Annotated in this window: 10 protein-coding genes, 1 rRNA gene and 1 riboswitch; of the genes, 6 read left to right on the top strand and 5 right to left on the bottom strand. The window is 64.8% G+C overall.

The genetic code is table 11. The annotated features are described in order from the left end of the window. Positions 1 to 94: IS3 family transposase (locus H0X91_RS34095; protein WP_146211670.1), on the top strand; the 94-nt coding region annotated here is incomplete at its 5' end. Positions 95 to 195: 101 nt separating this feature from the next. On the opposite strand, the gene metE is transcribed toward H0X91_RS34095, so the two are convergent. Continuing rightward, positions 196 to 2490, bottom strand: a complete 2295-nt coding sequence (gene metE / locus H0X91_RS34090; protein WP_058903537.1) for a 5-methyltetrahydropteroyltriglutamate--homocysteine S-methyltransferase — start codon at positions 2488 to 2490, stop codon at positions 196 to 198. A gap of 127 nt (positions 2491 to 2617) precedes the next feature. Between metE and H0X91_RS34085 the strand changes: the two genes are divergently transcribed. Then, on the top strand, positions 2618 to 3526 hold the full coding sequence (locus tag H0X91_RS34085) for a LysR family transcriptional regulator (RefSeq protein ID WP_059720899.1): 909 nt from the start codon (positions 2618 to 2620) through the stop codon (positions 3524 to 3526). A gap of 22 nt (positions 3527 to 3548) precedes the next feature. Here H0X91_RS34085 and H0X91_RS34080 read toward each other — a convergent pair whose 3' ends face one another. Together H0X91_RS34080 and H0X91_RS34075 are read right to left on the bottom strand one after the other, a co-directional pair. Next, a complete protein-coding gene (locus H0X91_RS34080) occupies positions 3549 to 4277 on the bottom strand; it encodes a CbtA family protein (RefSeq protein WP_058903538.1) in 729 nt (242 codons plus the stop codon). Positions 4278 to 4290: 13 nt separating this feature from the next. Beyond that, entirely contained in the window at positions 4291 to 4500 is a 210-nt protein-coding gene (locus H0X91_RS34075; RefSeq protein WP_006488502.1) for a CbtB domain-containing protein, read from the bottom strand. Positions 4501 to 4533: 33 nt separating this feature from the next. Next, positions 4534 to 4672, bottom strand: a riboswitch (cobalamin riboswitch). A gap of 50 nt (positions 4673 to 4722) precedes the next feature. On the opposite strand from H0X91_RS34075, the gene H0X91_RS34070 reads away from it, so the two are divergent. From H0X91_RS34070 to H0X91_RS34060, 3 genes are all read left to right on the top strand, one after another. Continuing rightward, the gene (locus tag H0X91_RS34070; RefSeq protein ID WP_058903540.1) at positions 4723 to 5313 is read left to right on the top strand and encodes a histidine phosphatase family protein; all 591 of its coding nucleotides are present in this window, start codon (positions 4723 to 4725) and stop codon (positions 5311 to 5313) included. Between the two features lie 165 nt (positions 5314 to 5478). Then, a complete protein-coding gene (locus tag H0X91_RS34065) occupies positions 5479 to 7071 on the top strand; it encodes an inorganic phosphate transporter (protein ID WP_006488499.1) in 1593 nt (530 codons plus the stop codon). 276 nt (positions 7072 to 7347) lie between these two features. Continuing rightward, a complete protein-coding gene (locus H0X91_RS34060; RefSeq protein ID WP_012493568.1) occupies positions 7348 to 8109 on the top strand; it encodes a 2OG-Fe(II) oxygenase in 762 nt (253 codons plus the stop codon). Positions 8110 to 8366: 257 nt separating this feature from the next. On the opposite strand, the gene H0X91_RS34055 is transcribed toward H0X91_RS34060, so the two are convergent. Next, positions 8367 to 9791 (bottom strand): DHA2 family efflux MFS transporter permease subunit, encoded by a 1425-nt coding sequence (locus tag H0X91_RS34055; RefSeq protein WP_012493569.1) that lies wholly within the window; start codon positions 9789 to 9791, stop codon positions 8367 to 8369. A 493-nt stretch (positions 9792 to 10284) separates the two neighbouring features. Between H0X91_RS34055 and H0X91_RS34050 the strand changes: the two genes are divergently transcribed. Continuing rightward, a protein-coding gene (locus H0X91_RS34050; RefSeq protein WP_185643734.1) for an IS3 family transposase occupies positions 10285 to 11414 on the top strand; the annotation gives its coding sequence in 2 pieces (ribosomal slippage) (positions 10285 to 10534 and positions 10534 to 11414; 1131 coding nt in all). A gap of 116 nt (positions 11415 to 11530) precedes the next feature. Here the strand turns inward: H0X91_RS34050 and rrf are convergent. After that, a 5S ribosomal RNA gene (rrf, locus tag H0X91_RS34045) occupies positions 11531 to 11643 on the bottom strand. Positions 11644 to 11653: the final 10 nt, after the last annotated feature.

Below are 11653 nucleotides of genomic sequence, written 5' to 3'. Positions count from 1 at the left end.
CCGCTACATTCACTACTACAACCACGAACGCATCAAGCTGAAATTAAATGGGCTGAGTCCCGTGCAATACAGGACTCAGCCCTTGGCCGCTTAGATTTTAACCGTCCAACTTCGTGGGGTCAGTTCACTGCGGGCCGCTTTTTTTGCCGTCGCGATCGTTGATCGCGACGGTGCCGCACGGTGCTTGCCGCGTGGCTACCGCACCTGATTGCGCAGCGTCTTCGCAGCCGCGACCATGTTCGTCAGCGCCGGAATCACTTCCCCCCACTGACGCGTCTTCAGCCCGCAATCCGGGTTCACCCACAGGCGTTCCGCCGGAATCCGTTCAGCCGCCTTCCTCATCAGGCCGACGATGTGATCCTGCGTCGGGATGTTCGGCGAATGGATGTCGTACACGCCCGGCCCGATTTCGTTCGGATACTTGAAGTCGTCAAATGCATCGAGCAGCTCCATGTCCGAGCGCGACGTCTCGATCGTGATCACGTCCGCGTCCATGTCGGCGATCGACGCGATGATGTCGTTGAACTCTGAATAGCACATGTGCGTGTGGATCTGCGTATCGTCCTGCACGCCATTCGCGGTGATGCGGAACGACTCGACCGCCCACTTCAGGTATTCGCTCCACTGCGCGCGGCGCAGCGGCAACCCTTCGCGCAGCGCCGCTTCGTCGATCTGGATCACGCGCACGCCGGCCTGCTCGAGATCGAGCACTTCGTCGCGGATCGCCAGCGCAAGCTGGTAGCACGACACCGAGCGCGGCTGGTCGTCGCGCACGAACGACCAGTTCAGGATCGTCACGGGGCCGGTCAGCATCCCCTTCATCGGCTTGTTCGTCAGCGACTGCGCGTAGGTGATCCACTCGACCGTCATCGCCTTCGGGCGGCTGATGTCGCCGAACAGGATCGGCGGCTTCACGCAGCGCGAACCGTACGACTGCACCCAGCCGAACTGGCTGAACGCGTAGCCGTCGAGTTGTTCGCCGAAGTATTCGACCATGTCGTTGCGCTCGGCTTCGCCGTGCACGAGCACGTCGAGCTCGAGCGATTCCTGTTCGCGGACGCTGCGTTCGATCTCGGCCTGCATCGCCGTGCGATAGCCGGCTTCGTCCAGCGTGCCGGCCTTGAACCGGCTGCGCGCCTGGCGGATTTCGGCGGTCTGCGGGAACGAGCCGATCGTCGTCGTCGGGAACGCCGGCAGGTTCAGGCGCGCCGACTGCTTCGACGCACGCTGCGCATACGGGCTCGCGCGGTTGCCGAGCCGCGCGTCGATGCGGGCGATCGCGGCCTTCACCGCCGGATTGTTCACGCGCGGCGAGCGGCGGCGCGACTCGATCGCGGCGGCATTCGCGGCGAGCGCGTCGGCCACCGTGTCGCGGCCTTCGTTCAGGGCGGTCGCGAGCACCTTCAGCTCGTCGAGCTTCTGCAGCGCGAACGCGAGCCATGAGCGGATTTCCGCGTCGAGCTTCGCCTCGTTCGCGAGATCGACCGGCACGTGCAGCAGCGAGCACGACGGCGCAAGCCACAGCCGGTCGCCCAGTTGCTTCGCGAGCGGCTCGAGCCAGTCGAGCGTCGCGTTCAGGTCCGTCTTCCAGATGTTGCGGCCGTTGATCGCGCCGATCGACAGCACGCGTTCGGGCGGCAGCTCACGCACCAGCGCGTCGACTTCGTCGCGTGCGTTGATCGCGTCGATATGCAGGCCGTCGACCGGCAGCGACGCCGCGAGCGTCAGGTTGTCCTGAAGCTGGCCGAAATACGTGGCGAGCAGCAGCTTGATACGGCGCGTTTCCAGTGCCGCGTACGCGGTGCGGAACGCGTGGCGCCATTCGGCATCGAGCTCGGTGACGAGAATCGGCTCGTCGATCTGCACCCATTCGACGCCCTGCGCGGTCAGCGTGTCGAGCAGCGCGCCGTACACGGGCAGCAGCTTCGGCAGCAGCGCGAGGCGATCGGAGTCGTCCTTCGCCTTGCCGAGCCACAGGTACGTGACGGGGCCGAGAACCACCGGCTTCGCATTCACGCCCTGCGCGTTCGCTTCGGCCAGTTGCTGCAGCAGACGCGACGGATCGAGCGAGAAGTTCGTGTCCGCATGGAACTCCGGCACGATGTAGTGATAGTTCGTGTCGAACCACTTCGTCATTTCGCCGGCCGCGACCCCGCCGCAGCACGCGGCGTGCGCCTCCGCCGACTGCGCCGACCGGCCGCGCGCGACGCGGAAAGCGTTGTCGAGCGCATCGCCGTGGAAATCCTGCACGCGCTTCGGCAGGTTGCCGAGCGTGAAGCTCATGTCGAGCACCTGGTCATAGAACGCGAAATCGCCGATCGGCGCGAGATCGAGGTCGCGCTGGTCGTGCCAGTGGCGCCGGCGCAGTTCGGCGCCGAGCGCCTTCAGTTCGTCGCGCGACGATTCGCCCTTCCAGTAGCGTTCGAGACCGAACTTGAGTTCGCGCTTCGCGCCGATGCGCGGAAAACCGAGGTTGTGTGTCGTGACCATGAAGCTGCCGTCCAGAGAAAAATGAAGATCCGGCAGCCATCATAGGGATTTCAAACCATGAAATAAAATGGCATTATTTCATTCATCCATTAACATTCTTCATGTATTCGTCGGGTGTGCGCAAGCCATGCTGGAACGATTCCATCTCGTCGTCATTCGTGAAGTCGAGCGCCAGGGCTCACTGACCGCGGCGGCCCATGCGCTGCACCTCACGCAGTCGGCCCTCAGTCATACCGTCAGGAAAATCGAGCAGCAGCTCGGCACGCCGATCTGGGACCGCGAAGGCCGCGGCCTGCGGCTCACGCAGGGCGGGCAGTATCTGCTGAAGCTGGCGAACCGGCTGCTGCCGCAGTTCGAGCTCGCCGAGGAACGGATGAAGCAGTACGCGAAGGGCGAGCGCGGCACGCTGCGTATCGGGATGGAGTGCCATCCGTGCTACCAGTGGCTGCTGAAGGTCGTGTCGCCGTACCTGTCGCGCTGGCCCGACGTCGACGTGGACGTGAAGCAGCGCTTCCAGTTCGGCGGCATCGGCGCGCTGTTCGGTTACGACATCGACGTGCTCGTGACGCCCGATCCGCTGAACAAGCCGGGGCTGCGCTTCGATCCCGTGTTCGACTACGAACAGGTGCTGGTGGTCGCGGATTCGCACCGGTTCGCGAATGCCGACTACGTGACGCCCGAGCAACTGACCGACGAGATCCTGATCACGTACCCGGTCGAAACCGACCGGCTCGACATCTACAACCAGTTCCTGACGCCGGCCGGCATCGTGCCGAGGCGGCACAAGTCGATCGAGACGACCGACATCATGCTGCAGATGGTCGCGAGCGGGCGCGGCGTGGCCGCGCTGCCGCGGTGGCTCGCCGACGAGTATGCGGACCGGATGCCGGTCGTGCCGGTCAAGCTCGGCAAGAACGGCATCGCGAAACAGATCTTCCTCGGCATCCGCGAAGCGGATGCCGCGATCGACTATCTGGCCGCGTTCGTCGCGCTGGCGCGCGAATCGACGTGGAGCGCGCCGCGCATGCTGCGCTAGGCGCGCCCGCCTGGCCCGCGCGTCAGGCGGCGCGAACGCCGGTGCCGGTGCGTTCGCCGCGTTCGACCCACGCACCGAACAGCAGGCCGATCGTCGTCCACATGATCACCTGCATGCCGATGGCCGCCACGCGGAACTTCCACAGCAACGCCGCCGGGAAATCGGCCGGCAACTCGCTGACCGACGGCAGCCCTATCTGCACGGCCGCGATGATCGCGACAAACACGAGCCCGGCGACGATCGACGCGTTCCACTGCCCGAGCTTTGCCACCAGATGGCGGCGCACGCTGACCGAGAACACCATCGTCGCGATCGAGATCGCGATCATCAGGAAGAACAGGCCCGTGCGATAACCGATCGTGTCGGGGTCGCCGACCGACGGCGGATTGGCCGGGTACTTGAGGTTCGGCACGATCACGAGCGCGACGAACGCCGCCAGCGCGAGCCACGCGGCCAGCGGCCGTGCCGGCAGGCGGCTGCCGCGTCCGTACGCATACGCGAAGACCAGCGAAAACAGCCCGCCGAATGCCGCGCCGTAGGTCACGACGCCCGTCAGTAGCCCGAGGCCGGCCTGCGTGTGGCGGCTGACCAGTTCCGGCTCCGGTGCCTCGCCTTGGGCGGCGGCGGTTTTCTCTTCGAGGGCGATCGCCTGATCGACCTGCGGTTCGCCGACGACTTTCGCGAAACCGAACGTGAGGAGGCCCGCGGCGATGCCTGCGAGCATCCCGCGCATGAGCAGCTTTCCGACCATCTTTTACTCCGCGTCAGTGGCAGGGAAAGCCGAGCAGATGGCGGCCGTCGTGGACGAATTCGTGGACATACATGCCCGGCACGAGCGACGTCGCGCCCTGTTCCGCACCGACGAAATACAGGGCGAGCAGCAGGATCAGGCCGACGAACACGGCCCACGGCAACAGCTCACGGACGGGGATGGGTGCCGGCACGACCGCCGGCTTCAGCACTGCTTCGCTCATGGATGCACCTCAGGGGAATCGCGCCCCGACAAATGATGGATGGGTACGAAGGCAGGTCTGGCTTCCGGGATCATCGATTCCCCGGTTACAGTGGCGCGACCGCGCCGGAATTGCACCGGCTTCCGCGCTTCGTATCGGGCGAATTGTACGCGCGAACGTTCGCGTATTGAAGCGACGACAGATGGGCAAGCGCGCCCCGCTCCGGATCATCCGACCACCGACATGAACCTGCATGCCTCGCTGCGCCTGATCGCGCACGCCTCGACCCGCGCGATGCGCACCGGCACGTTTCCCGACGACGATCCGCTCGACGCGCGCGGGCTTGCCGAAGCCGCCGCGCTGCACGGCCGGTGGACGGCCATCGCCGGCTCGCTCGTGCTGTGCAGCCCGGCACGCTGCGCAACGCAGACCGCCGACGCACTCGGGCTGCACGCCGACATCGACGACGCGCTGCGCGACATCGACTACGGCGACTGGCGAGGCAAGCGGCTGCACGATCTCGCACGCGATCTGCCTGACGAACTTGCCACGTGGATCGGCACGCCGTCCGCGTCGCCGCATCGCGGCGAATCGTTCGACGCCGCCGCACGTCGGGTCGGCACGTGGTTCGACGGGTTGCCGCGCGAGCGCCACGTCATCGCGATCACGCATGCGCCGATCGTCCGCGCGGCCATCGCGCATGTGCTGCGGATGGACCACGCCGCGGCCGCGCGTCTCGACGTTGCGCCGCTGTCGTGCACGACGTTCGTCGCGTCGCCGGCCGGCTGGACGTTGGCGGCGACGGATGATGAGCAGCGCGATACCGGCGCGTAAGCCGCTGTCGTGTTCACTATGTGAGTGATCGACGCGACTCGCTGCCTCGCATGCCGCCACTCGCCTTACATCCCCGTAAGACACACCGTTCGTCGTCCCGACTGTCATCAAACTGACTGCTAGCCGCAGCTAGGATCGGACGCGGTTCCCTTACGAGATGCCGTCATGAATCAACCTGCTTCGTCCGCCCCGAACAATCCGGGCTCCGTCGCGCGCACCCGGCAGGTCGGCTATGCCGCCTTCCTGCTGGTGCTCGTGCTCGGCGCCGTCTATATCGCCACCCACCTGGTCGCCGATCTGGCGCCGGTCCGCGAAGGGACGCTGTTCCCGTACCTGCTGCTCGGCGCCGCCCTGCTGATCGCGCTGGGCTTCGAATTCGTCAACGGCTTCCACGACACCGCGAATGCGGTCGCGACCGTGATCTATACGCACTCGCTGACGCCGAACGTCGCGGTGATCTGGTCGGGCATGTGGAACTTCCTCGGCGTGATGGTCTCGAGCGGCGCCGTCGCGTTCGGCATCCTGCAGTTGCTGCCGGTCGAGCTGATCCTGCAGGTCGGCAGCGGCTCGGGCTTCGCGATGGTGTTCGCGCTGCTGATCGCCGCGATCGTGTGGAACCTCGCGACCTGGTATTTCGGGCTGCCGTCGTCGAGCTCGCATACGCTGATCGGGTCGATCATCGGCGTCGGGCTGATGAACCAGCTGATGCATGGGCCGTCCGGCACGAGCGGCGTCGACTGGGGCCAGGCGCTCGGGGTCGGCAAGTCGCTGCTGCTCTCGCCGATCGTCGGCTTCCTGTGCGCGTCGCTGCTGCTGCTCGTGCTGAAGGCGCTCGTGCGGATTCCGGAGCTGTACAAGGAGCCGCCGAAGGATCAGCCGCCGCCGTTCTGGATCCGCTGCCTGCTGATCCTCACCTGCACCGGCGTGTCGTTCGCCCACGGGTCGAACGACGGGCAGAAAGGGATGGGGCTCATCATGCTGATCCTGATCGGCACGGTGCCGACCGCGTATGCGCTGAACAAGGCCGTCACGCCCGCCGAATCGCAGACCTTCGTGGCGGTCGCGAACCAGGCGGCTGCGACGTTCGGGAAGTACACGAACGGCATCGCGCCGTCCGCGAACCCGCGTGCCGATGTCGAACACTACGTGCAGCACCGTGAACTGACACCCGCCGTGCTGCCGGCCGTCGCGCAGCTGTCCACGTCGCTCGCGACCGCCGTCGGCGCGTCGGGCTCGATGGCGGCCGTGCCGCAACGCGACGTCGACAACGTGCGCAACACGATGTACCTCGTGTCCGAGGCCATTCGCCTGATCGAGAAGTCGGGGCAACCCGCGTTCGCCGCCGCCGACAAGCTCGCGATCGACAACTACCGCAAGCAGCTCGACCACGCGACCAAGTTCATTCCGACGTGGGTGAAGGTCGCCGTCGCGATCGCGCTGGGCCTCGGCACGATGGTCGGCTGGAAGCGCATCGTCGTGACCGTCGGCGAAAAAATCGGCAAGCAGCATCTGACCTACGGACAAGGCGCATCGGCCGAACTCGTCGCGATGCTGACGATCGGCGCCGCCGACATGTACGGGCTGCCCGTGTCGACGACTCACGTGCTGTCGTCGGGCGTCGCGGGCACGATGGCGGCGAACGGCTCCGGGTTGCAATGGAGCACGGTGCGCAGCCTCGTTCTCGCGTGGGTGCTGACGCTGCCGGCGTCGATCGCGCTCGCGGCGGGGCTTTACTGGTTGTTCCGGTCGCTGGCCTGATTTGTGGACGCGGCGGGTGGCGGGCGGGAGCCGCCATCCGCCGCGATAGGTTGGATCTGGCGTTTCGCTACCTCTCCGCTTCTCCTTCTCCTCCGCCACCTCTCTGGTACCTCACCACATTCAGTGTGCCGATGCCGCAGCCCGCTTTTCGCTGTTTCATCATCCGAATTAAAGCGCAAGATCTGGAGCGTACCGGCGCATGGACGCCGCTAGACTGGGTTCATCAACTTCCATCGTGGACTCGACCGTGCGCGACTGCACGGCCCCACACCGCCGATGCCCAGAGGTACGCCCGTGAACATTGCCGATCTGCAACCTGCCGTCGAATCGCTGGACATCGCGCAACGCGTCGACGCCCTCGACTGGCCGACGGTCGAGGGCGAACTCGATCGCTACGGATGCGCGCGCGTACCGGGCCTGGTGTCGGCAAGCGAGTGCGATGCACTCGCGTCGCTCTATCCGTACGATGCACTCTATCGTTCACGTGTCGTGATGGCCCGGCACGGCTTCGGCCGCGGCGAATACAAGTATTTCGCGTATCCGTTGCCTGCGGTCATCGCCGAGCTGCGCGCGACGCTCTACCCGCATCTCGCGCCGATCGCTAATCGCTGGAACCAGGCACTCGGAGTCGACGTTCGTTATCCGAAGGAGCATGCGACGTTCCTCGATCGCTGCCATGCGGCGGGACAGACGCGACCGACGCCGCTGATCCTCCAATACGGCGCCGACGACTACAACTGCCTCCATCAGGACCTGTACGGCGAGCACGTGTTTCCGCTGCAGGTCGCGATCCTGCTGTCGGCGCCGGGCCGCGATTTCAGTGGTGGGGAGTTCGTGTTGACGGAACAGCGACCCCGCATGCAGTCGCGTGCGGAAGTGGTGCCGCTGACACAAGGCGACGCCGTGATCTTCGCGGTGCACGGCCGGCCGGTGCAGGGAACCCGCGGCGTCTATCGCGTCAACTTGCGCCACGGCGTCAGCCGGATTCGAAGCGGCCATCGCCACACGATCGGCATCATCTTCCATGATGCGCAGTAGCGGGAATCGGGACGACGGCGCTACTGTCGTCCGCATATCGCATTCGGCCTTGATGCTCGTTCCGGCACCGCACGTCATTGTCCGGAGAGCGCGACGGTCCAGCATGGTTGCCCGGAAGGCCCATTCGCCCGCGGTGACGGCAAACCGGTTACGCTGATCGTCAAGCGATCGCCACCGGGACGAATCGGCACCTCGGGTAAGCGCCGAAAAACAAGCGCACTCACTGGTTGCACCGCCAATTCGATTTGCACTCGGGCCTATCCTCGCGCTATGTTGGCCCGCAGCCGGTCGCCAGCATTGGAAGCCAGCCGTGCATAGCCCGGCAACGTCAGCAGCGCGAGCACGCCCGCCGCGACGAACGCCCAGCGGAAATCGTCAAGCACGTAGTGCATGCCGGCCGCATCGCCGCGCACCAATGCCGCTAGCCGCAGCGACAATGCGCCAAATGCGATCCCCATCCCGATCGTCATCTGCTGCGCGGCGCTCCACAGCGTGCTGGCCGCGCTCGTCTGGTGAGACGGGATATCCGCATAAGCCAGCGTCGCGAGCGTCGTGAACTGCATCGACCGCGTGAGCCCGTAGACGAATACGACGAACAGCGTGATCGCCAACGGCGTCGACGCGGTGAGCCAGCCGCATGCGATCGTGAAGATGCCGACGATCGTCACGTCGACGAGCGCGACACGCCGAAAGCCGTAACGGTCGAGGATCCACGATGTCCCCGCCTTCATCCCGAGATTGCCGAGCGCGCTCGCGAGCAGCAGCAGGCCTGACTGAAACGGCGACAGCCCGAAGCCGATCTGGAACAGCAGCGGCAGCAGGTACGGGACGGCGTTGATCGCCATCCGCGTAATCGAACCGGTGATCACCGTCACCGAGAACGTCGGCACCTTCAGCGTCGTGAAATCGAGCAGCGGATGCGCGCTGTGTCGCGCATGCAGCCACGCGGCGATGCCGAACAGCACGCTTGCGCCCACCAGGACACCCGCGCGCGTGAAGTCGACATCCTGCTGTCCGGCCGCTTCCGTGCCGATCAGCAGGCACGTCAATGCGCCACCGGCCAGTACGAAGCCGACCCAGTCGAGCGGCCGTTGCTCGTCGGCCCGCGTATTCCGGACGATCAGCCAGGTACAAACGAGTGCGGCAAGACCGAACGGGACGTTCAACAGGAAGATCCATCGCCATGACGCGTAGGTCGTGATGAAGCCGCCGATCGGCGGCCCGACGACGGGCGCGACGATGCCCGGCCACGTGATCGTCGCGATCGCGCGCATCAGTCTCGCCTTCTCGGTACTGCGCACGACGATCATCCGGCCGACCGGCACCATCATTGCCCCGCCGACACCCTGCAGCAGCCGCGCAGCCGTGAACGACATCACCCCTTCGGACAGCCCGCACAGCACCGACGCGCCGGTAAAGACGACGATCGCACTCGCGAAGACGGTACGCGAACCATAGCGGTCCGCGATCCAGCCGCTGATCGGAATGAACACCGCCAGCGCCAGCATGTACGCCGTCATCCCGAGACTCAGCGCATTCGGTCCGACGCCGAACGAGCTGGCCATTTGCGGCAGCGCAGTCGCGATCACGGTCGTGTCGAGGTACTCCATGAAGAACGTCGCGGCGACGAGATACGGCAAGAAGTCGGTCGTCCGACCACTTTGGGCGGGGCTGTCTGTCATGAACGATGCAGGAGACGGAAGGCCAAAGACGCCGACCGCCGGGGATGCAGACACGCACCGGCGAATCGGGACGAACGGCGATATTACCCCGAAGGGCTTGCTCTCCGCTCTGTCGAGCATGCCGGGCGAATGAACTTTATGCGCATAGATTTTTTATGACGATTTCGCGCTGCGCTCGCGGAGTGAGGCATTTGATGTGGCACACCGAAGCGTCGAGAGATGAAGCGAGGTCTTCGTCAGGAAGCGGTATTTATCGATCATCGTCGATCAACATCGCTCATCACCGGCCATCACAGCTATCGGCGCTGGATGTGTGGCATTAGCCGGAATCGACCGAAGAGGGATGGGTACGGTTGGCAGAGGGAGATGCCGGACGGCACGAACAGCGAGTGTGGAACTGGCGGCTCGGCGCTCCGATTGATTGCGTCTGACCTTTCCCCTCCGAAGTATCCCACTGTAAAGTTAGTGGCAAGGCCGCAGGAGAACCCTTGTCATGAAGAAGTCGCGGTTCAGCGAAGAGCAGATTATCGGGGTGCTGAAGGAAGCCGACGCAGGCATGAAGGTCGCAGACCTGTGCCGCAAACACGGCATATCGGATGCGACGTTCTATAACTGGCGTAGCCGTTACGGCGGCATGGATGTGTCGGAAGCGCGACGATTGCGGCAACTGGAGGAAGAAAATCAGCGACTCAAGCGGCTGGTGGCCGACCAGGCGCTGGACATCCAGGTTCTGAAGGACGTTCTCGGAAAAAAGTGAGTTCGCCCGCGCAGCGCCGAGAAGTTGTGCAGCAGGTGATTGAACGGCACGACTATTCGGAGCGCCGGGCGTGCGCGCTCATTGGCCTGAATCGCCGAACGTTCCGGCGGTCGGCGCCGCCTGACGCCGATCACGAAGTGCGGCAACGGCTGCGCGAGTTGGCACAGGAGCGGCCTCGGTTTGGCTCGCCCCGCCTGCATGTCTTGCTACGCAGAGAGGGCCTGGTCCAGAACCACAAGCGCACTGAGCGGCTATACCGCGCAGAAGGCTTGTCGCTTCGCCTGAAACGTCGAAAGAAGCGCCCGAGTCATCTACGCGTGGTAATGCCGACACCCAATGGCGCCGACGAAAGCTGGGCGATGGACTTTGTTGCTGACGCGCTGGTGCATGGCCGACGGATTCGAATGTTGACCCTCATCGACACGTGGAACCGGGAGTGTCCGCACATCGAGGTCGACTTCTCATTGACGGGAGTTCGCGTGGCGCGTGTGCTCGAGCAGTTGCGGCAACGAGGGCGGCGCCCCAACCTGATTCAGGTAGATAACGGCCCGGAGTTCGTCAGTAAGGCGCTCGACGCTTGGGCGCACGAGCACGGTGTAAAACTGCAGTTCATTCGGCCTGGCAAACCGGTGGAGAACGCTCACATCGAGAGCTTCAACGGCCGACTGCGTGAAGAGTGCTTGAATCAGCACGCATTCGTCAGTCTCGACGATGCACGCAGGCGAATCGAAGCGTGGCGCACGGACTACAACTCGGTGCGTCCGCATAGTGCCTTAGGGCAGTTGGCGCCGGACCAATTCCGGCAATTGCATCAACCGAAAACCGGCGAGCCCACTAACTTACGAATGGTGTACTCGAAGGGGTAAGGTCACGTCAGCGGGGAGCCAGTGGACGTAGCCTTGGCACCGTTGCGCCGCACGCTTTTTTTGGCGCGCCAATGCAAAAACCCCCGCCTTTCGGGCGGGGGTTTCTGGCTTAGGGAGCCTGACGATTACCTACTTTCACACGGGAATCCGCACTATCATCGGCGTAGAGTCGTTTCACGGTCCTGTTCGGGATGGGAAGGGGTGGGACCGACTCGCTATGGTCATCAGGCAAAGGGGGT

The sequence above is a fragment of the Burkholderia sp. 9777_1386 genome, from assembly GCF_015712265.1.
GTDB lineage: Bacteria > Pseudomonadota > Gammaproteobacteria > Burkholderiales > Burkholderiaceae > Burkholderia > Burkholderia cenocepacia.
Note: the sequence above shows the minus strand (reverse complement) of the source record. Positions and strands in the feature narration are given on the sequence as shown.